Source organism: Succinivibrio dextrinosolvens (genome assembly GCF_900116345.1).
In the GTDB taxonomy this organism is placed as follows: domain Bacteria; phylum Pseudomonadota; class Gammaproteobacteria; order Enterobacterales; family Succinivibrionaceae; genus Succinivibrio; species Succinivibrio dextrinosolvens_B.
In genome coordinates this window covers 1-20,435 of sequence record NZ_FPAH01000005.1, presented here as the reverse complement: position 1 = coordinate 20,435, position 20,435 = coordinate 1, and the positions used below count along the sequence as shown (strand labels likewise).

19 protein-coding genes are annotated in these 20,435 nt (G+C 40.0%); 6 read left to right on the top strand and 13 right to left on the bottom strand.

Annotated elements, in window-relative coordinates; translation table 11 throughout:
• Nucleotides 1-53 precede the first annotated feature (53 nt).
• Nucleotides 54-1,895, bottom strand: a complete 1,842-nt coding sequence (gene dnaG, locus BM308_RS02530) for a DNA primase (protein ID WP_074942725.1) — start codon at nucleotides 1,893-1,895, stop codon at nucleotides 54-56.
• Between the two features lie 199 nt (nucleotides 1,896-2,094).
• On the opposite strand from dnaG, the gene BM308_RS02525 reads away from it, so the two are divergent.
• The 3 genes from BM308_RS02525 (at nucleotide 2,095) to BM308_RS02515 (ending at nucleotide 5,306) form a co-directional block, all read left to right on the top strand.
• The gene (locus BM308_RS02525) at nucleotides 2,095-3,462 is read left to right on the top strand and encodes a DUF4910 domain-containing protein (protein ID WP_074942724.1); all 1,368 of its coding nucleotides are present in this window, start codon (nucleotides 2,095-2,097) and stop codon (nucleotides 3,460-3,462) included.
• An 11-nt stretch (nucleotides 3,463-3,473) separates the two neighbouring features.
• Complete coding sequence (locus tag BM308_RS02520; RefSeq protein WP_074942723.1) at nucleotides 3,474-4,289, top strand: formyltransferase family protein; 816 nt, start codon at nucleotides 3,474-3,476, stop codon at nucleotides 4,287-4,289.
• A gap of 135 nt (nucleotides 4,290-4,424) precedes the next feature.
• Complete coding sequence (locus BM308_RS02515; protein ID WP_074942722.1) at nucleotides 4,425-5,306, top strand: symmetrical bis(5'-nucleosyl)-tetraphosphatase; 882 nt, start codon at nucleotides 4,425-4,427, stop codon at nucleotides 5,304-5,306.
• Here the strand turns inward: BM308_RS02515 and BM308_RS02510 are convergent.
• The 4 genes from BM308_RS02510 to rplU form a co-directional block, all read right to left on the bottom strand.
• Nucleotides 5,303-5,785 (bottom strand): dihydrofolate reductase, encoded by a 483-nt coding sequence (locus BM308_RS02510; RefSeq protein WP_074942721.1) that lies wholly within the window; start codon nucleotides 5,783-5,785, stop codon nucleotides 5,303-5,305. The genes BM308_RS02515 and BM308_RS02510 overlap by 4 nt on opposite strands.
• Before the next feature lie 2 nt (nucleotides 5,786-5,787).
• Nucleotides 5,788-6,939 carry an Obg family GTPase CgtA gene (gene cgtA / locus BM308_RS02505; protein WP_074942720.1) on the bottom strand — a complete coding sequence of 384 codons (1,152 nt, stop codon included), beginning with the start codon at nucleotides 6,937-6,939 and terminating at the stop codon, nucleotides 5,788-5,790.
• A gap of 112 nt (nucleotides 6,940-7,051) precedes the next feature.
• The gene (gene rpmA, locus BM308_RS02500) at nucleotides 7,052-7,315 is read right to left on the bottom strand and encodes a 50S ribosomal protein L27 (protein ID WP_031491644.1); all 264 of its coding nucleotides are present in this window, start codon (nucleotides 7,313-7,315) and stop codon (nucleotides 7,052-7,054) included.
• A gap of 18 nt (nucleotides 7,316-7,333) precedes the next feature.
• Nucleotides 7,334-7,645: a 50S ribosomal protein L21 gene (gene rplU, locus BM308_RS02495; protein ID WP_074942719.1), complete on the bottom strand. Its 312-nt coding sequence runs from the start codon at nucleotides 7,643-7,645 to the stop codon at nucleotides 7,334-7,336.
• 300 nt (nucleotides 7,646-7,945) lie between these two features.
• On the opposite strand from rplU, the gene BM308_RS02490 reads away from it, so the two are divergent.
• Together BM308_RS02490 and gltS are read left to right on the top strand one after the other, a co-directional pair.
• Nucleotides 7,946-8,911 (top strand): polyprenyl synthetase family protein, encoded by a 966-nt coding sequence (locus BM308_RS02490; protein WP_074942718.1) that lies wholly within the window; start codon nucleotides 7,946-7,948, stop codon nucleotides 8,909-8,911.
• Between the two features lie 74 nt (nucleotides 8,912-8,985).
• On the top strand, nucleotides 8,986-10,203 hold the full coding sequence (gene gltS / locus BM308_RS02485; RefSeq protein ID WP_074942717.1) for a sodium/glutamate symporter: 1,218 nt from the start codon (nucleotides 8,986-8,988) through the stop codon (nucleotides 10,201-10,203).
• Nucleotides 10,204-10,277: 74 nt separating this feature from the next.
• Here gltS and BM308_RS02480 read toward each other — a convergent pair whose 3' ends face one another.
• The 7 genes from BM308_RS02480 to BM308_RS02450 form a co-directional block, all read right to left on the bottom strand.
• Complete coding sequence (locus tag BM308_RS02480) at nucleotides 10,278-11,576, bottom strand: adenylosuccinate synthase (RefSeq protein WP_074942716.1); 1,299 nt, start codon at nucleotides 11,574-11,576, stop codon at nucleotides 10,278-10,280.
• Between the two features lie 76 nt (nucleotides 11,577-11,652).
• A complete protein-coding gene (hflC, locus tag BM308_RS02475; protein WP_074942715.1) occupies nucleotides 11,653-12,645 on the bottom strand; it encodes a protease modulator HflC in 993 nt (330 codons plus the stop codon).
• Nucleotides 12,645-13,847 (bottom strand): FtsH protease activity modulator HflK, encoded by a 1,203-nt coding sequence (gene hflK / locus BM308_RS02470; protein WP_074942794.1) that lies wholly within the window; start codon nucleotides 13,845-13,847, stop codon nucleotides 12,645-12,647. The genes hflC and hflK overlap by 1 nt, the downstream gene beginning before the upstream one ends.
• Nucleotides 13,848-13,873: 26 nt before the next feature.
• Entirely contained in the window at nucleotides 13,874-15,217 is a 1,344-nt protein-coding gene (hflX, locus tag BM308_RS02465) for a ribosome rescue GTPase HflX (protein WP_074942714.1), read from the bottom strand.
• 30 nt (nucleotides 15,218-15,247) lie between these two features.
• Complete coding sequence (hfq, locus tag BM308_RS02460; protein ID WP_074942713.1) at nucleotides 15,248-15,502, bottom strand: RNA chaperone Hfq; 255 nt, start codon at nucleotides 15,500-15,502, stop codon at nucleotides 15,248-15,250.
• Nucleotides 15,503-15,922: 420 nt separating this feature from the next.
• On the bottom strand, nucleotides 15,923-16,822 hold the full coding sequence (locus tag BM308_RS02455; protein WP_083425407.1) for a carbohydrate kinase family protein: 900 nt from the start codon (nucleotides 16,820-16,822) through the stop codon (nucleotides 15,923-15,925).
• Between the two features lie 124 nt (nucleotides 16,823-16,946).
• Complete coding sequence (locus BM308_RS02450) at nucleotides 16,947-17,951, bottom strand: LacI family DNA-binding transcriptional regulator (RefSeq protein ID WP_074942711.1); 1,005 nt, start codon at nucleotides 17,949-17,951, stop codon at nucleotides 16,947-16,949.
• 472 nt (nucleotides 17,952-18,423) lie between these two features.
• On the opposite strand from BM308_RS02450, the gene BM308_RS02445 reads away from it, so the two are divergent.
• Nucleotides 18,424-20,028 (top strand): sugar porter family MFS transporter, encoded by a 1,605-nt coding sequence (locus tag BM308_RS02445; RefSeq protein WP_074942710.1) that lies wholly within the window; start codon nucleotides 18,424-18,426, stop codon nucleotides 20,026-20,028.
• Nucleotides 20,029-20,197: 169 nt separating this feature from the next.
• Here the strand turns inward: BM308_RS02445 and BM308_RS13300 are convergent.
• A partial coding sequence (locus BM308_RS13300; protein WP_177214400.1) for a hypothetical protein occupies nucleotides 20,198-20,435 on the bottom strand: 238 nt, incomplete at its 5' end.

Sequence of the window (20,435 nt, the reverse complement as noted above, 5' to 3'; positions counted from 1 at the left end):
ATTAGCCGGCTATTGTTGTGCTCCGGCAATGTTTTCTCACCGTTTGACATCATCTATTTCTGATAATTTCTGATTATTCTCTGAATAGCTCCATGTTCCTCAAGAGCATTCGGATTACCCTGAGAGAGCTGAATCTTCAGCATCTGAGCACGCTCTCTCAGAGGTTTAAGTAACACATCACCTAAAAGTACCGCAAAATAATCAATTCTGTCATTGAAAGGAAGTTCCGCGCCTGTGGTAGTAACAAGATTTAATGGAGCATCCATTAAAAAACGTACTGTTTTTTCATATTCAGTTCCGCGGGTTATTTCGATAAAGTTTGCAGGAGTTATTTCTGGATTCTCTGAGATTAGCTGCAGAATTCCCTCCAGATGAGAACTTCCGTTTACATCCATTCGCCTGCACAGAGAAACAAAGGTATCTAAGGCAAACTCATGATATACGGATGATACAACAATCGGCTGCTGCACAATAAAGGCCATAAGCTTTCTCATTGGAGTCTTCAGAATATCTCCTGAATCAGCTTTCTTTTCGTTACTGAAAGATTCAGAGACAAATCTTGGTTCACTCTTGGTTATTTTTACAGAATCCTTATTATCCTTGAGCATGTCATAAAGCTGATTTTCAGATATTCCGGATGGACCTGATAATAGCTTGATGCACACCATCTGCACTGCAGATAATGGAATCTGAGCAATGAGTTTTATTGAATTGTTTATAAAAATGGATAGTTCATTCGGATCCTGCAGATTAAAGGACTGTGAATTGTGCAGCACCAGAAATTCTGGATAGCTCATTGCCTCATCAAGAAACTTTATAAAAGCATCAAGTCCCTTTTCTCTTACCAGAGAATCAGGATCGTGTTCAGGAGGAAGAAAAGCAAAGCTAATCTCCTTACCTTCCTGCATAATTGGAGTAATAAGCTGTAAAGCATGCCATGCGGCATCTCTACCAGCACTGTCGCCATCATAGCAGAAAACAATTCTGTCTGTATAACGGAACATGGTCTGAATCTGCTCTGGAGTAGTTGCTGTACCCAGAGAGGCCACTGCATAGGAGCAGCCCGCCTGTCGGACTGAGATTACATCCATGTATCCTTCCACAACCACTAGACGCTGTGGTCGGTTGTTATTTGAAAGAAGACTTTCATACAGACCGAAGAGTTCCTGTCTTTTTCTGTAGATAGCAGTTTCTTTGGTATTCATGTATTTAGGCTTATCATCGCCCATGGTTCTGCCACCAAAAGAAATAATACGTCCTCTCTTATCAAAGATAGGGATCATTACCCTATTTCGATACATGGCATGAACACCGTACTGGCCCTGAACAAGCAGACCAAGGTCTTGCAGTTTCTTCTCATCTCCTGGATTTTTGCAGATTGCATCCTGAAGGAATCTTGGATTGGCAGGAGCAAAACCAAGTCGACATTTCTGAATAGTTTCATCAGAAAGGCCTCTATTGTTTTTAAAATAATTGTAACCGACCTGACCTTCCGGAGATTTCAGGCAAACAGAAAACAGGGAGGCACACCTGTCCATAAGCTCATAGTATTCCTTTAGCCTGTCATACTCGTCTTTAGAATGGGAAGATGACTTATCGTATTCAACTTCGAATCCAGCAAACTGAGCAACTTCTTCCACTGCCTCAACAAAACCAAGATTTTTGTATTTCATTACAAAATCAATGACGTTACCATGTTCCTTGCAGCCAAAGCAGTAGAACATCTGTTTAGATGGGGTAACACTGAATGAAGGAGTTTTCTCATGATGAAAAGGACAGCAGCAGGTATAGTTTGAACCAGCTTTTTTTAGCTGCACATAATTATTAATCAACTTCTCAATAGCAACATTAGGTAGAAGCTTTTCCGTAATAAAACTTTTCTTGATAAATGGCATTATTTGTGTCCTTTTCGTTTTTCAAGAACTCATTTTACTTAAAAAAAATCAGTCAATGTTTCTAAGGTATCTATTTTTTCCAAATTTAAAGAAAATTATTAAAAAAACATACAGAAAACAAAATATTAAAGCCGGATTATTGTTAAAATCGACCGTGGACAAACAGGTATTTCCAGCTTTTAGCAATCCCCAAAAAATAATGAAAAAAAATCTGAATAATATCAATGAGATTAATAGCCTTTTTGACCGGCTATTCCCTTTAAACAGAAGTCTTCTTGGAGAAGGATACAGAAAATCCCTTAACATCCTGTGTGAATATATACCTTTTCACCATATATCCTACCCTACAGGTAAACAGGTTCTAAATTGGAAAATACCAAAGGAATGGGTTATTCACGAAGCATATATAGAGGATCAGAATAAAAACAGAATTATCGATTTTAAATACAACAACCTGCATGTAGTAAATTATTCCCAGCCATTTGATGATTTCATTACTCTTGAAGAATTAAAAAAACATATTTATGTTTCTCCGCAGCTTGAGGATGCAATACCGTATACAACATCCTATTACAGAGCTAACTGGGGATTCTGCATGTCGCAGAAGCAGTTAAGATCTCTGACTGATGGGATATATCATGCCTGTATTAATAGCGAATTTACGGACGGCGAGCTGGTAGTTGGAGACTGTCTTCTTGAAGGCGAATCAAACAAAGAAATACTGATATCAGCATATCTGTGTCATCCCTCAATGGCAAACAATGAATTAAGCGGACCAATTGTTCAGGCTATGCTTTATCAGAGAATAAAGAAATGGAAACACCGCCATTTCTCCTACAGATTTCTGATCAATCCCGAAACTATAGGCTCTATAGCATATTTATCAGATCACTATGATAGCTTAAAAGCCAATACTTTTGCAGGGCTTGTCTTAACTTGTCTTGGAGGACTGCAGGATACATTCAGACTGAAACAGTCAAGAAATGAAGACTCGCCTTTCGACCTTCTAGTTGATCGAATCAACGACGGCACCTATTCAGAATTCTGGAAACGTTGTATTCCTCAAGATAAACGACATATCAGAGTAGAACGCTTTGATCCTTCCTGTGGTTCCGATGAAAGACAGTACTGTTCTACCGGACTAAATCTTCCGGTGTCCCAGATTGCAAGAAAGGTCTACGGTACCTATCCAGAATATCATACCTCTCTTGATAATAAAGAGCTTATGGGAATTGAGTCTTTGGAAGATTCATGCAACTATCTTGAGAATCTATTACTTCTCCACGAAAAAGAAAGGTACTACCAGAACAACTATCCAAACGGAGAAGTTAAGCTTGGAGATTACGATTTATACCCAGGTGTTAACACTAACGGAAACAGAAATGATTCCAGCATGAATGAAGTTATAAATAATCCAAACTTTATCAGAAGAGTAATGTTCATTCTCAATTACAGTGATGGAACCAAGCCTCTGAGCTATATTGCCAAAAGACTAGGATGCAGCTGCACTGAACTTCAGACAGTTGCGGATATTATTGAAGAAAAAGGTCTGATTCGGAAAATATAAGGATTTAAATCATGAAAAAAGTTGTGCTTCTCTGCGGCTCTCATCCGAGACATCTGTACGTTGCCAATGAACTGTTAAAACAGAATCTTCTTGCGGGTATGGTAATGGAGCTTCGGGAAAATTTCGAGCCATTGCCTCCTGCGGAACTTTCAGATCTTGATAAAAAGAATTTCATTCTTCACTTTAAAAAAAGATCTGAGTCTGAGAGTAAATTTTTCACACAGATAGAGCCTTCTGTTTTTAAAGCGCAGATCCCTTTCCTAGAGGTAAACTTCAAGGATTTGAATTCAGATAAGACCTTCAGTTTTGTTGATAATTTAAAGGCAGATCTTATGATTTCCTACGGAATACATAAGCTAGATAATAAGATTCTGAGCCTTCACAACGGAGATAATTTCAATATACATGGTGGACTATCTCCATGGTTTAAAGGAAATACCACCCTTTTTTGGCCATTTTATATGCTGAGACCGAACTGGGCAGGCATTACGATTCATCGTCTCACTCACAAGCTTGATGGAGGAGAAATACTTCATCAGAGTCTGCCTAAACTTGAAAGTGGCGATTCCATGCATGATGTAGCAAATAAAGCAGTTATAAAGGCTACTGAAGATCTTATAAAAATCATCAGAATGTATGACAACGGTAAAGAGCTGCTCTGTCATGAACAGAAAGGTAACGGAAAACTCTTTTTATCCGATGACTGGACTCCCCAGACACTAAGAGTTATCTATAACCTCTTTGATGACAGGATTGTAGATATGTTTTTAAATGGAGAAATAACCAGTAATCCTCCGAAAATTATTGATTTTTTCAACCAAAATTAGCAAATAATCAACATATTTCTCAAAATATTACAACAAAAGCAAAATTTGCGTTTTTGAGGAGAAATACTAAAATATACCAATATTTTGTTTAAAAAATCCTGTTTTAGTATCAGAACAGGTCAATTTGAGGAAAAAATGTCAGCATATGTATTTGGCGACCTCCACGGTTGTTATGATGAATTTTCAAAACTTCTGCATAAAATCGACTTTAATGCAAGTAAAGATGAGCTTTATCTGACAGGTGATCTTATCGGCAGAGGTCCTCACCCTGAAAAAACTCTTGATACAATCATAAATCTCAAACAGAAATTCCCAGATAAGATTCATTGTGTCCTTGGAAATCACGATCTGAATTTTCTGGCGATTGCTGCCGGTTTCCATACTGCAAGAAAAAAAGATAATCTTGAGGGATTACTAGCCTCAGATAAACTGGATCTCTACCTGCAGTTCTACTATTCAACTCCACTGCTATACATTGATCAAAACAGAAAGCTCGCTGTAAGTCACGCCGGAGTTTATCCTATGTGGGATCTTGAAGAGGCACAGAAACACTCGAATATCTTTTCAAATGTACTGGCAGATCCTGTTTCAAGAAAGCTATTTTTAGCCAATATGTACGCAGATCACCCCGTATGTTATACAAAAGAACTCGAAAGTAGTGACCTAAACTACTGGAGATTCATTGTTAATGCCTACACAAGAATGAGACTCTGTGATAAGAAAATGAACCTTGACTATGGTCATTCTGACTGCTCATTAAAAGAAGCAGAAAAAGATCATCTGTATCCTTGGTTTAAATATGGAAAACCATACATGTATAGAAATACTGCCTATACTCTGGTATTTGGTCACTGGGCAGCACTAAATGCAGAATGTAATGAAAAAAATATTATTGCACTGGATACAGGTTGTGTCTGGGGAAATAAGCTAACCTGCCTGTGTGTAGATAACGGTAAAAAAACTACAGTGAAATCAGGCGTAAAGATCGAATTCAGTTCGATGAAGAAAACTAGTTAAGCTCTTTTCCAGGTTTCAAATACGTATTCAAAACCACAACTTTCAGAGAAGAAAGATTCGCTTGAATCCAGTTTAAAAGGATATGAAGAGAAATCTGGGAATCTGGTATCCCCTTCTACAGTTTTTCTGATTCTAGTTAAATGAAGTACTGAGGCTAAAGGAAGAGCCTCCTCGTACATACGGGCTCCGCCAATAACCATTAGAGTCTTATCTCCAACAAGATCTATAGCTTCATTAAGACTCTTAACCACAACCAAACCTTCAACCTTCTTATCAAAAGTTGAGCTGACCATAATATTAAGACGGTTGGGTAAAACTCTTCCGATTGACTCAAAAGTTCTTCGGCCCATCACTACAGGGTGACCTGTTGTGATTGCTTTAAAATGTTTTAGATCTTCAGATAAATGCCAAGGAATCTCTCCTTTATTACCAATCACGTAGTTATCAGCAAGTGCAACAATTATCTGAATATCTGCCATTTTTATGCCTTATAAATGAATTCTGGACCATCTTCCTCATCATCAAAATCGTCGTCATCGTCAAAACGATTTTCAGGAAGTTCAGGTTCAGTCCAAACAAAGTTATCAGCCTTAGGTTTCTCAGGTTCCTGCTGTTCCTTGAGTTTAACCTCATCAACAAGATCCTGCAGAGCATATAGAAGCTCAGGAACGCCAGTCTTGTTTAAGCCGGAAATAATAAAGGTTCTCTCTGGTTTAACCTCAACAGCTTCAATAATACGTTCAAGAGTTTCCTTAGCCTCTTCCTCAGTGCCAAGATCAACCTTGTTTGCAACAAGCCAGCGAGGCTTATTGTATAGTTCATGAGCATACTGTTTAATCTCGTTTTCAATAACCATTACGTTATCAACAGGATCAGACTCATCAACAGGATGAACGTCTACAAGATGAACAAGCACACGACAGCGCTCAAGATGCTTTAAGAAACGATGACCTAAGCCTGCACCTTCAGATGCGCCTTCAATCAGACCAGGAATATCCTCAATTACAAAGGATCTTCCCTCCGAGGTCTTAACTACACCTAAAGAAGGAACAAGTGTGGTAAATGGATAGTCGGCAACTTTTGGCTTAGCCGCTGAAACAGAACGCACAAAGGTAGACTTACCTGCATTAGGCAGTCCAACCAGACCAACATCTGACACAAGCAGCATTTCCAGTTTTAACTGTCTTCTTTCACCTGGAGTACCGTTTGTCTTCTGTCTAGGAGCCTGATTGGTTGCTGATTTAAAATGAGTATTACCATAACCATGACGACCGCCACGAGCTACACACAGCCCATCCCCCTCTTTACGAAGATCACCGATAACCTCACCGGTTGCAACGTCTGTTACACGGGTTCCCACAGGAACCAGTAATACCTTATCTTCACCTTTTGCACCGGTACAGTCGGAAGTTCCGCCATTCTTACCGCGCTCAGCTTTATAGAATTTTGTAAATCTGAAATCAACGAGGGTATTCAGATTGGTATCGGCACGCAAATATACGTTACCGCCATCTCCGCCGTCGCCACCATCTGGGCCACCGCGAGGAATATATTTTTCTCTTCTGAAGCTGACAATGCCATTACCACCATCACCAGCTTCTACTCGGATCACGGCTTCATCAACGAATTTCACCTGACTATCCTCCTGATTTCTAGGTGGCAACAGCAGCCACAACTAAAGAAAACCTATTGTACAGACTAAAAAGGCCCGCCGGAGCGAGCCTCTTTATTGTAACTCTTAAGAATTACTGCTGAGTCTCAACGATCTCAACAAACTTACGGCCCTTAGAACCACGAGTTACGAAGGTAACCTTACCATTTGCCTTAGCAAATAGAGTGTCATCCTTACCTAAACCAACGTTTGCACCTGCATGGAAATGAGTACCACGCTGACGAACGATGATGCTACCTGCGGTAACTACTTCACCAGCATAAGCCTTAACGCCTAGACGCTGACCTTGTGAGTCACGGCCGTTACGTGATGAGCCACCAGCTTTCTTGTGTGCCATTTCAGTTTTCTCCTAATATTACTGATTAATACCAGTAATCTGTAAATCGGTAAACCACTGACGGTGACCGGTCACCTTCTGGTGGTGCTTACGACGACGGAATTTAACAATCTTAATCTTCTCGCCACCGTGTGCGCCTAATACCTTAGCGGTAACCTTAGCGCCATCAATGTAAGGAGCGCCAACTTTGATGTTGGTGCCATCTGATACTAATAGAACTTTATCTAGTTCGATATCGCTGCCAGCCTCAGCATTTAGAAGCTCAACGCTTAGCACGTCGCCCTCTGAAACCTTGTGCTGCTTGCCGCCGCAAAAAATAACTGCGTACATGCTCAAACTCCGAATAAATGCAGGAGTTCGTCTCCCGCAATCAAACAAAACTTTGCCCTCTAGGGCCATAATGGGTCATTATTTTACAGACAATAAGAATAAAAAGCAAGTCTATTTCAAATAGACTCACAATTAATATTTCTGACTTGAAGCTTCCATTAATACAGAGAAAAAAAGATTTGTATTAACTGACCTATAAAAGCGCTACGAATTTTAATTCTAAATAAGATTAATTTCAAGAAATTTATTAATTGAAAATTAATATGATGATACAATACTGTTGATAATAGAGAGAAATGCATGGAAAACCAAGACATTATTATTCAGCAGGATTTAGATTCCGTTGAAGGAATTTTATCGTCTGTACTGACAGACTCAATTTATGAAGCATCGATTAATGAGATGTGCCTGAGAGTCGTCAAGTCCGGTGGAAAAAGAATCAGACCAATGTTATCACTTATGGCATGGCACGCTTTAGGTGATAAGGGTGAAAAAAAATCCATACTGAATTTTGCTGCAGCTACAGAACTTCTACATACCGCAACTCTTGTTCACGATGATGTGATTGACAAGGCAACTGTAAGAAGAGGAAAAGCAACTTTAAATGAGACTGACGGCAATCATGCCGCCGTTCTTGCTGGTGATTACCTTTTCACCAGATGTTTCTTCTGTATCCATGACATAAATAATCAGAGAATCGGCAATATGCTGAATAATACTCTGGCATCTTTAGTATCCGGTGAAATCAAACAGCTTCATACTCAGGGAAATCTTAATATTTCAATTCCTGACTATGAACAGACTATTTACTGCAAGACAGGAGCTCTGTTTGAACTGGCAACTGCCGGCGCAGCTATTCTAAGTGGCGAATCCGATAAAGTTATCGCAGCACTTCAGGAATATGGTAAACAGCTTGGAATTGCATTTCAGGTTGCTGACGATATTCTTGACTACACTTCCTCTTCAGATACACTTGGAAAGAATATCGGAGAAGATCTTGAGGACGGAAGAATTACTCTCCCCCTGATTCTTGCCTTACAGAGTTGTTCTTCTGATGAAAGACAGATTCTTGAGGAGGCAATCAGAAACGTTAATCTTGATTCTGTTCTTAGCTTTATCAACAAGACAGATTCCATCCAAAAATCAAAAGATTTTGCTTTAGCTGCTGTTGAAAAGGCGAAAAAAGCACTTACAATCTTACCTCAATCACAGTACATAAGAAGTCTTGAAGCGATTGCCCTAAAGGCTGCAACAAGAACAAACTGATTTTTTGTACATTTTCTATTCAGGCATTAAACTTTTATTTATAAGCAGGATCTTTTCTTACTCAGGAATTCAAAATGCAAGAAACAACCTTTTTATATACCTATGATCTTAATATGACCATGACTCTCGGATTGGCTGTTATCCTGCTGTGTATTGGACATTATATAAAGAAAATCTTCCCTATCCTGACCAAATACTTTATTCCTTCACCAGTTTTAGGCGGAATCGTATTCTCTATTGTTACCCTCATAGGCCACCAGACACATACCTTTAACTTTACCTATGATGAACAGCTCAAAAACCTGCTGATGATTGCGTTCTTTACCACCATCGGCTTTACCGCCAGCTTCAGAATGCTTATAAACGGTGGTCTGGGAGTAGTGCTGTTTCTTTGCAGCTCAATTATTCTGATTGTTATTCAGAACGGTATAGGTGTCGGAATCGCTGAGCTATTCGGAGAATCTCCTTTGCTGGGAATGGCAGCAGGATCAATTCCTCTGACTGGTGGTCACGGTACATCTGCTGCCTTTGGTCCTGAGCTCCAGAGATACGGTCTTGATGCCGGACTGACAGTTTCAATTGCCGCAGCTACATTTGGACTGGTAGCAGGTTCCATTATTGGAGGTCCTGTTGGTGAGAGACTTATCGCTAAATACCACTGCAAGACCTCAGATATAACGTCCACAAATACAGATATGGTAGAAGGTAAGCTCACTCCTGAAGAAAAGACCATGAATGAGTCTCATCTTATGACAGGATGTGCTTATATTATTATTTCAATGGTACTAGGAAGTTTTATCATCACAGGGCTGAAGAATATCGGCGTAATCCTACCTGCTTATATCGGACCAATGATTATAGCCTCAATTATTCGTAACTATTTTGATCTTAAGGGAAAACATATTCCTATCAGAACCATTAATGTAATCGGAAGTCTTTCCCTGCAGTACTTCCTGGCAATGGCGCTTATGACCATGAGACTGTGGGAGCTTATCGATCTGGCAATACCACTGTTTACCATTCTCCTTGTTCAGACAATTGTCATGGCTCTGTTTGCCTACTTCGTGACCTTCAGAATTATGGGTAAGGATTATGATGCTGCAGTAATCTGCGTTGGTCAGTGTGGTTTCGGCATGGGAGCAACACCAAATGCCATGGCAAATATGTCCACCTTCACTGGGGGTAATGGACCTTCACCTAAGGCTTTCTTCGTGGTGCCAATGGTGGGAGCTTTATTCATCGACTTTGTGAACGCCTTTATAATTACAATGTTTCTGCAGTTTTTCGGTTAGAAAATCACAGAAAACGGCGAAAAAAAAATCAGGTCAAATGACCTGATTTTTTTTCGTTTTTATTTAATCAAATCCTAATCAAAAGGATTATCTAAGTAGATAGTCTGATCTCTTTCTGGACCGGTTGACAGAATTGCAACCTTAGCACCAGACAGCTCTTCTAGTCTCTTGATGTAATGTTTTGCATTCTCTGGCAGATCGTCCCACTTGGTGATACCAAAGGTTGACTCCTTCCAGCCAGGCATTGACTCATAAACAGGAGTAACGCCCTCATACTCATGAGCAGACAGAGGAGGAAGCTGACTGATTGTGCCATCCTTTAACTTGTAAGCTGTACAGATCTTAAGCTCATCCATGCCATCCAGAACGTCCATCTTCATCAGAGCTAAACCGGTTAAAGAGTTGATAGTTACAGCTCTGCGCATTGCAACTGCATCATACCAGCCGGTACGACGAGGTCTGCCGGTAACAGCACCAAACTCAGCACCGCGCTTGCGGATACCTTCGCCGATTTCATCATTCAGCTCAGTTGGGTATGGACCGCCACCAACACGGGTAGTATAAACTTTAGCAATACCTAATACATAGTCGATATGTAGAGGACCTGCACCTGAACCGGTTACACAGCCACCAGCTACAGTATTTGAAGAAGTAACATATGGGTAGGTACCATAATCGATATCCAGGAAAGTGCCTTGAGCACCTTCGAATAGAATCTTCTTGTTGTCACGACGGCCGTTTGCAAGGATTAGAGATACATCATCAACCATAGCAAGTAATCTGTCACGAATACCTTCAATGTATTCAAGAACAGATTCATAGCTTACTTCTGGCTCATGGTAGTAATTCTTTAACTGGAAGTTTCTGTACTCAAGTAAAGTCTTCAGTCTTTCCTTGAAGTTTTCCATATCATACAGATCGCCAACTCTTAAACCACGACGGGCAACCTTATCCTCATAACAAGGACCGATTCCTCTACCAGTAGTTCCGATAGCGCTCTTGCCTCTTAGCTTCTCTGCGCCCTTATCAATTGCAGGATGAACAGGAAGAAGCAGTGCAGAAGCACCGGAGATCTTGATTCTGCCTTCAGCATTCTCAACTCCGGCCTTATTTAATTCTTCAATTTCTTCGAATAAAGCACCTGGATTTACAACAACACCTGAGCCGATAAGACACAGACAATCCTTGTGCAGAATTCCTGAAGGAACAAGTCTTACAACTACCTTTTTGTTACCAACAACCAGAGTGTGTCCAGCGTTGTTGCCACCCTGACTGCGAACAACAATATTAGCTTTTGAAGTCAACAAATCAGCGATCTTACCTTTACCTTCATCGCCCCATTGTGTACCAAGCACAATAACATTATTAGGCATTTGTTTTTATCCTCGTTCCATGTAATTGTCAAAAAAAATACCTAAACCATTATACAAAAATGATTTAGGCATGTGATTAATTTGTGCCTTTTGCACCATTTGCGTCATTGAAGTACTTGAAGAACTCGCTGTCTGGCTTCAGTACTAGGACATCCTTGCCGGATGTCATTGACTTCTTATAGGCATCCATTGATCTCAGGAATTCAAACAGTTGAGGATTCTGTTTATAGGCCTGAGCATAAATTCTGGTAGCCTCTGCATCGCCCTCACCTCGAAGAGTTCTGGCCTGACGCTCAGCCTCAGCAATTTTAACCACAACTTCTCTGTCTGCGTGGGCTTTAATGGCTTCCGCCTCTTTTCTACCCTGTGATCTGTGAAGTTTTGCCACTGCATCACGTTCTGCACGCATACGCTGATAAATTGAGTTTGAAACCTCTGGAGGAAGATTAATCTGCTTAATTCTAACATCTACAATCTTGATACCCAGAGCCTTGGCTGATGCACCAATATCCTTTAAAGCATTCTGCATAACTTCATCACGCTTTGACTGACTTGCAACAGCAACTACTTCCGAATCACTTGAATCAAAGACATTCTCTTCTTCTGTCGCCTGATTCTTTCCTGAATTCTGACCGGAAACAATCTGATGAATTGTAAGCCTACCAATCTGACTTCTCAGGGAGTTATTAATTCTTCTTCTTAACAATTCCTCTGCCTGCATCTTGTTACCACCGGCAGTTGTCAGGTAATAGGTTGCAGCATCAAGGATCTGCCACTTAACGTAAGAATCAATGATAACGTCCTTCTTCTCGGAGGTAACAAATCTGTCAGCAGATGAGCTGATGGTCTGAATCTTTACATCCAGAGCCTTTACCTGATCGATAAAAGGAGCCTTTAAATGTAAGCCAGGATCAACAATCTGGAGTTTACCTTCAGAGTCTCTTACAACCTTACCGAATCTGGTAACGATTCCCTTAGTGCCTTCAGTTACAACATAAAGACTGTTAAAGCCGATAAAAGCAAGAACAAATATGAGAATCAGAGAGATGTTTAAAGTATTCTTATTCATTATCTTCCCCTTCTTGATGAAGTTCCGTATGAGTTCTGAGAATTTCCTGTTAGAGGAGGATATGACTCAGTTACAGATAAAGTTTCCTTGTTATCTGACAGATCCTTTGAATTTACGCTGGCACTGTCCTCTTGAGCCTTTGGCTTCTGTGGAAGCTGCTGCATAGCATTCTGAGGAAGTGGAAGATACAGAACAGGAGATGAACCTTTAGGAGTATCCAGCAGGATCTTCTGAGATTTGCCCAGTACTTCCTGCATGGTTTCAAGATAAATTCTGGTCTTGGTGATATCTGGAGCTGCATTGTATTCTGGGAGAACCTTCTCGAATCTTGCAACCTCACCTTCAGCCTTTAATACCACCTGTGAACGGTAACCTTCAGCTTCCTGTCTGATTCTCTGAACCTGACCTTCAGCCTTTGGCAGAACCTCGTTGGCATAAGCCTCAGCTTCTCGCTTGTATCTCTGCTCATCTTCCTGTGCAGCAATAGCATCATCGAAGGCTTCTTTTACCTGTTCAGGAGCTCTGGCTGGAAGGAAGTTAACATCAACAATGGTAAGACCGGTATTATATGGCTCGATGATAGAGGTCAGAAGTTCACGAGTAGCCTGTCTAACAAGCTCTCTTCCTGAAGTAAGAATATCATCCATCAGAGTATGACCGACAACATATCTTAAGGCACTGTCGGTAGCCTCTAAAAGTGTATTATCTGGATTTACAACGGAGTACAGGTATTTAACAGGATCGGAAATTCTGTACTGAACATCCATTTCCACGATAACCACATTCTCATCCTCAGTAAGCATAGTACCTGAAGACTGAATTGAACGAACCTGCTCAATATCTACAACATTTACAGTATCAATACCGGAGAATTTCCATCTCAAACCGGAATCAACAACGTTGTAAACCTTACCAAAACGCAGTACTACACCTTTTTCAGCTTCCCTTACGGTATAAAAGCCGCTGAAAATGTAAAAACCAAGAATCACGGCAACAATCAGGCCAATCATATTGAAACTTGGCTTATCCTGTTTTGAACTGCCGCCAGATCCTGTTTTTTTGCCACCAAGGAAATTCTTCAGAAGATTAAGAATCTCCTGGACAGGATCATTGTTGCGTTTTACAGTACGGCCCCAAGGGTCGGTATTTTTCTGCTTATCTTCGTCTGAAGAATTGTTTGAGCCAGGAGCATTCCAGCCCATTAGATCTTTATTATTTTCCATAGTTTCTAATTCACTGAGTCAAAATCGAATTCGTTACTTTTTATCCATGGTTTTTCCAGGGATGAACAGCACAGTGAAAGTTCACCGTTGGTTTTGCTATCTATAATAGAAGCTTCAACCGCTGTAATTCTTATATTGAGAACTGCAAAGCCCTCTTCATCATAATTTTCTGAATCAACTGACTTTGCTGCATATAAAAGACTTCGTAATCTTCCATTTTCAGCTCCTATCTTAACAGTAAATTCACATAAATTATCAGATAATAATTCACTAACCGCTGATAATAAATTATCAATTCCCCATCCGGTCTTTGCACTTACATAGACTCGGGTAGGTTTACCGGTTTCATCTCTTATAATGCTGTTTGCGCAGTCTTTTACAAGATCAGCCTTGTTATAAACAATCAGAGTCTTTACCTCTGAGGCTCCAACCTGATCTAATACCGCATTAACAGCATCAATGTTTGATTCCTTTCTTTCATCAGAAGCATCCACAATGTGCATTAGAAGATCTGCCTGAGCGGTTTCTTCCAGGGTGCCTTTGAATGCAGCAACCAGATCATGAGGAAGGTGTCTGATAAAACCTACGGTATCAGCTAAAACCGTTTTTCCAACCACAGGAAGTTCAATTGTTCTTAGTGTAGGATCCAAAGTTGCGAACAGCTGATTTGCAGCATAAACCTGAGCATTTGTCAGTCGGTTAAACAATGTAGATTTTCCGGCATTTGTATAACCTACAAAAGAAACAACAGGAATAGCGTTTTTCTTTCTGAGACTTCGGTTCTGCTCACGTCTTGAGGCCACTACAGCAAGTGACTTTTTAATTGCGGCGATTCGTTCTCTTAAGGCACGTCTATCAAGCTCAATCTGGGTTTCACCTGGACCGCCTCTAAGACCGAAACCTCCCTTCTGACGTTCAAGGTGGGTCCACCCACGGACCAGACGGGCCTGTTCATATTGAAGCTGAGCAAGTTCAACCTGTAGTTTACCTTCATAGGTACGCGCTCTTTGAGCAAAAATGGTAAGAATAAGAGCGACTCTATCCATCACTCTTACGCCGAAAGCTTTTTCGAGATTTCTTTCCTGGGCGGGAGTTAGACTATTGTTAAAGATTACAGTCTGAACTTCTAGTGCATTGACAAGCGATGCCACTTCCTCAACCTTACCTGAGCCGATAAAGGTGCTAGGATCCGGAGCATCTCTTTTGCAAGAAACACTCTCAACAACATCGCCTAATGCAGATTCTGCTAGAAGATGTAACTCTTTTAGGTCTTCTTGTGATTGAATCTGAGTTAACTCAACATGCACTAATAGCGTCGAGCCTAACGACTCAAACTCTTGTTTGGGCATTATGAATCAGTCTCAAATTGAACAAAATGCTTATTCTGCAGCTTGATTTTCTTCTTCTTTCTCGTCGCCAGTTGAGATATTAACTGCACGAGCTGGAACGATGGTAGAAATAGCATGCTTATAAACCATCTGGCTTACCTGATTCTTTAACAGAACCACGAACTGATCGAATGATTCAACCTGTCCCTGCAGCTTGATTCCATTTACAAGGTAAATTGAAACGACAATATGTTCCTTACGTAATGCGTTTAAGAATGGATCTTGAAGTGATTGTACTTTAGCCATGTTAAATCCCTAGTTATATTTATTTTATCGGGCTATCTCGAAGATAGGGATTCAGCTGTAACCGCTGATTTACCTTCTTCCCTTATCAATTATTTTTCTGATGACAAAAAGCCACCGCTGTCACTTTTGCAAGAGACACCTGTATTGTAACAATAAACTGATGTTTTTTTTACAGATGTTTTATTTTTTAGCAAATAAAAGTGTTTTTTTCAAGAATATGTTACCCGATTCACTAAAATTGATAATATTTTCCTTATAGGATGATTCATTAGAACTGGGATTGATTCACTTTTTTCAGGTTGATCTTAACGGACAAGATCAAATCTATAGGAAACGCTTTCAAAATAGAGATGAGAGATTTATTAAAAAAAGGCCTCATTAGAGATGAGGCCCCGGAATTGTATGAAATTTTCTATGAAATTATGCAAACAGCTCTGCTGGCATATCAGGCATTGCACCAGCCTGAGTGCAGACATAAGCTGAAATCTTAACAGCCTTCTCATGAGCCTGAACCAGAGAATCGCCCTGCATTAGGCGGCTGATAAAGGTTGCAGTGAAGGAATCACCTGCGCCAACAGTATCTACAACTTCAACCTTAGGAGTTGGAAGAACTGAAATATCGTCATTTAAGAATACTGTACTCTGAGAAGCACCTTCAGTGAAGATGAAACAGTAGATGCCCAGGCTCTTTAAATACTCATAGTAGGCTTTTGCAGTCTTTTCCTGTAATCTTGCAAACTCGCAAAGAATTGGAAGCTCATCCTCGTTACACTTGAAAATCTCGGTTCTCTTTAAGGAAGCCTCGATGATCTCTCTTGAGTAGTAGTTACGACGCAGATTTACATCGAATACACGAAGTGAACCCTTTGGCATTGCATCTAGAAGAGCCATAATGGTCTTGTGAGAAACAGTTCCTCTCTGAGCTAAAGATCCGAAGCACATTAAATCAAGCTGTCTTGCAATTCCAAGAGCTGTTTCTGTAAGAGGAATATTGTCATAGGCAGTATCTTCAACAAAGGTATAGGTAGGAACACCGTCATCAGTTAAATCAACATTTACAGCACCTGTTTCCTTTGTATTTTCAATCAGAAGAGCAGGTAAAAATCTTGCAGCTAGAAGATTGCGAGCCTGAAAACCTAAAGAATCAGTACCAACAGAACTGATTGCCAGGGACTCTAAGCCGTTCTGTCTGCAGTGATAAGCAAAGTTTGCAGGAGCTCCACCGATCTTTGGTCCGGTAGGGAATACATCAAACAGCACTTCGCCAAGACCAGCGCACTTTACTTTTTTACCTTTGAATTTAGAAAAATCTAACATCATTTATCTCCTGTTAAAAACTGATGCTGCCAAGAATTACCTTTAATGAGTAAACTCTCAGACCGAAAATTTTTATCCTAACCTCATGTGTTGTTCAGAAAATCAAATATCCTAAAAAGGATCCATACTAGTCTGCGTTTGGACTTGAAGTGGAAGCCCTACGCAGCAGCATGGATTTTAAACACACGTTATTAATCTTTTCTTTGCTGCCGTTGATGCGCTCTAGAACCATACTGGCAGCCATTCTTCCCATTTCATCAACAGGCTGACATACAGAAGTAATAGGAGTCGGATAAAAACGACACCAGTTACTGTCACCATATGAAACCACTGAGACATCATTAGGGATCTTGAAGCCTTTAAGGTTTAGAGCATAAAGAATTCCGGAAGTAATTGCGTTATTTGCTCCGACAATTGCAGTTGGTCGACTGCTTTTAGCTCTCAACATTAAAATATTTGTCTGCTCAAAGGCTCCGACAAACAATTCTTCATAGGAGTCGGCAATAATCTCATGAATTTCTGCCTTAACTCCACTCTGTTCTACTCCGGCACATCTCTGTGAGAAGGTATAAACCTTCTTGGAGCCAGATATAAAAGCGATTTTCTCGTGGCCAAGTTCCTGAAGATACTCAAGTGCCTGCTGAACACCGCCCATGTTATCTTCGATGACGCTGTCAAAATTCAGCTCATCTATATGTCTGTCAACCAGAACAACAGGCATATCTATAAAATCATTTGCAACTGTTTTGCTAAATTTTGCAGTAGGCATGATGATCAGACCTCGTAAATTAAGAGGCGCCCACTGCTTTAAAATCTTTGCCTCTAGTGAGCTATGCTCATAGTTACAGCCGACAATAACCGAATAATTCTTAGAGTCCAGATAGTCAGTAACAGATTTAACAATTGCATTGGAAAATGAATTTGTCAGATCTGCAGCTATAACTCCAATCAGCTTGCTTGAGGATGCAACAGTAATATCATCCCTCAACTTCTGAAGATAGCCCATCTTTTCAGCGGCATTTAAAACCTTGTGTCTGGTTTCAAGAGAAACCATATCTGGCTTTTTCAATGCTCTGGAAACTGTGGAAGGTGAAATTCCAAGATGCTCAGCTATCTGTGAAATATTAACCATAGTTTTTATTTTTTTACCCCAAATTACCTCGCAGATTATATAAATGAAAAAATTTGTTGTGTTGAAAAAAATCCTAATCTTTGAGAGGTATCAAATTACATTATGCAATTTTTTGCATTTTACATATTATACATAACTTATAAGCAGAAGCAAATTTTAATAATCAGCAAGACAACTTTCAATTGTGCACTATGTTGGTTATTTAAGGATCAAGATGGCGCATTTTGTATTATTATTTTATTTTTCATATAGTTATTTTTAATCTTCTAGAATACTGCTTTATATAGATAACTACATACAATTGGTTAATTGCTGAATATTTAAGAGGATTATGCAGTTTTTTATGTGATTGCAAAATTTTGCATAACTTTTTGTGAAAGGAATGATTTTTTTATAAATCGTGTTATGGCATTATTCTTATCGCAAATTTTTGCACCGCAAGCGCGGACGTAAGGACAAAGGAAAAATTTAAATGAACAAAAAACTTTTACTGTGGGCTATAACTTCAGCTCTCGCAGGTTTCTTATTCGGTTTTGATACCGTAGTTATTTCAGGTGCTGAAAGCAAAATTCAGCAGTTATGGTCGCTTTCTGGCTCCATGCATGGTCTAGCAATTTCTGCTGCACTATGGGGAACCGTTCTAGGTTCTATTTTCGGTAGTATTCCTACTGCTAAATATGGTAGAAAAAAGACCCTTATCTTCAACGGTGTTCTATTCTTAGTAGGCGCTATTGGTTCTGCTGTTGCATGGAACGTATCATCATTCTTTATCTTCCGTTTCATCGGTGGTCTAGGAATTGGTATTTCAACAATTGCAGCACCTCTATTCATTTCAGAAATCTCACCTGCTGGTGATAGAGGTAAATTAACCGGTCTGTTCCAGTTCAACATCGTATTCGGTATTCTGATTGCATTCTTCTCTAACTATGTTATCGCTAACATTGCTCCAGATGAGTCTGCATGGCGTTGGATGCTGGGTATTCAGGTTATCCCATCAATTCTATATACCATCATGTGTTTCTCTCTACCAGAGTCACCACGCTGGTTAATTGTTGACGCTAAGAACGATGCTGAAGGTAAGAAGGTATTCTCTTTAATCAACCCAGAAATGTCTGATGGTGAGTTAAACGAGTTAGTTGCAACCGTTAAGGCCTCAGCAGCAGAGGAAGGCAAGTTAAAGCAGTCTGCTTCAAAGTTCTTCTCAAAGAGATTAAAGTATCCAATCCTGTTTGCATTCTTAATTGCTGCATTCAACCAGTTATCAGGTATTAACATTATTCTTTACTTCGCTCCAAGACTGTTAGGCCTAGCAGGTATCGAAGATCCTGTTGCAGCTTCAATCGCTCTTGGTGTTACCAACCTGATTGCTACCTTCATCGGTATTCGCTTAATTGACCTTCTAGGTCGTAAGACCCTTCTTCTGATTGGTTGCGTTGGCTATATCGCTTCTCTGTCAGTATGTACCTATGCATTCTTCCACTTCGAAGAGCTTAAGGTTGTTTCAAACGCAATTGATACCGCTTCAACTGCAGAGCAGTTAATCAACATGAACAACGAGACTGTATTCTTCACCCCTGAAGATAAGTCAAAGGCTGAAGTTGCTTTCGAAACCGCCAAGAAGAAGCTATCTGATTCAACTCAGAAAGCTTCTTACACCGGTACTAAGGTTGCATTTGACGGTGAGTCATTAGCTGAAGTTCGTGATATCGCTCTTCAGGTTAAGCATGAGGCTTCATCTTCACTAGGTTCAGTAAGTACTCTGGTTCTTATCTGTATGATTACCTTCATTGCTTCTCACGCAATCGGTTCAGGCACCATCATCTGGGTATTCATCTCTGAAATCTTCCCTAACGATCAGCGTGCTGCAGGTCAGTCATTAGGTTCAGCAACTCACTGGGTATTCGCTGCAGGTCTGACTCTGCTGTTCCCAATCGCAATTGCTAACTTTGACGCAGGCTTCATGTTCGGCTTCTTCGCTCTGATGATGATTGTTCAGATTATCTGGTGCGCAATCATGATGCCAGAGACCAAGGGCAGAACTCTTGAAGAGATTGGTGAAGCTTTATCATCAAAATAATCCAGTTATAAATTTTCCATACTAACGTTTTGAGGCATCCTGTTTTCAGGGTGCCTTTTTTATTGGATTTAACTGTATCTTGTCTTTGACAGTTTTTAGTTAAAAAGTTATTAACTTCAAAGAGTTAATAACTTTAAAAGTAGCAATATTTTTGAGATTTATAAATTTTTTAAAACTTTTTTGAAATTTTTTTAGCGGTCTCAATTTTTCCTTTTGTGAGTAGTTCACAGTCAAATCTCATTCCCATCAAATCATATAAACCATCAGTAATATCAGTTCTGGTATAGGTGCCTGTGTAGTACTTGTCGATTGAGGTGATCTGCATTTTGCGCAGTGTTGAGATTAGCTGCTGAATAGGGATAATCCTTCCCATCTTCTCGTTTAGTTTCTGCTCAAGTATTCTAAGA

Coding starts and splice junctions, on each gene's coding strand:
- dnaG (WP_074942725.1), bottom strand. CDS start 1,895: ATGCCATTTATCAAGAAAAGTTTTATTACGGAAAAGCTTCTACCTAAT.
- BM308_RS02525 (WP_074942724.1), top strand. CDS start 2,095: ATGAAAAAAAATCTGAATAATATCAATGAGATTAATAGCCTTTTTGAC.
- BM308_RS02520 (WP_074942723.1), top strand. CDS start 3,474: ATGAAAAAAGTTGTGCTTCTCTGCGGCTCTCATCCGAGACATCTGTAC.
- BM308_RS02515 (WP_074942722.1), top strand. CDS start 4,425: ATGTCAGCATATGTATTTGGCGACCTCCACGGTTGTTATGATGAATTT.
- BM308_RS02510 (WP_074942721.1), bottom strand. CDS start 5,785: ATGGCAGATATTCAGATAATTGTTGCACTTGCTGATAACTACGTGATT.
- rpmA (WP_031491644.1), bottom strand. CDS start 7,315: ATGGCACACAAGAAAGCTGGTGGCTCATCACGTAACGGCCGTGACTCA.
- rplU (WP_074942719.1), bottom strand. CDS start 7,645: ATGTACGCAGTTATTTTTTGCGGCGGCAAGCAGCACAAGGTTTCAGAG.
- BM308_RS02490 (WP_074942718.1), top strand. CDS start 7,946: ATGGAAAACCAAGACATTATTATTCAGCAGGATTTAGATTCCGTTGAA.
- gltS (WP_074942717.1), top strand. CDS start 8,986: ATGCAAGAAACAACCTTTTTATATACCTATGATCTTAATATGACCATG.
- BM308_RS02480 (WP_074942716.1), bottom strand. CDS start 11,576: ATGCCTAATAATGTTATTGTGCTTGGTACACAATGGGGCGATGAAGGT.
- hflC (WP_074942715.1), bottom strand. CDS start 12,645: ATGAATAAGAATACTTTAAACATCTCTCTGATTCTCATATTTGTTCTT.
- hflK (WP_074942794.1), bottom strand. CDS start 13,847: ATGGGCTGGAATGCTCCTGGCTCAAACAATTCTTCAGACGAAGATAAG.
- hflX (WP_074942714.1), bottom strand. CDS start 15,217: ATGCCCAAACAAGAGTTTGAGTCGTTAGGCTCGACGCTATTAGTGCAT.
- hfq (WP_074942713.1), bottom strand. CDS start 15,502: ATGGCTAAAGTACAATCACTTCAAGATCCATTCTTAAACGCATTACGT.
- BM308_RS02455 (WP_083425407.1), bottom strand. CDS start 16,822: ATGATGTTAGATTTTTCTAAATTCAAAGGTAAAAAAGTAAAGTGCGCT.
- BM308_RS02450 (WP_074942711.1), bottom strand. CDS start 17,951: ATGGTTAATATTTCACAGATAGCTGAGCATCTTGGAATTTCACCTTCC.
- BM308_RS02445 (WP_074942710.1), top strand. CDS start 18,424: ATGAACAAAAAACTTTTACTGTGGGCTATAACTTCAGCTCTCGCAGGT.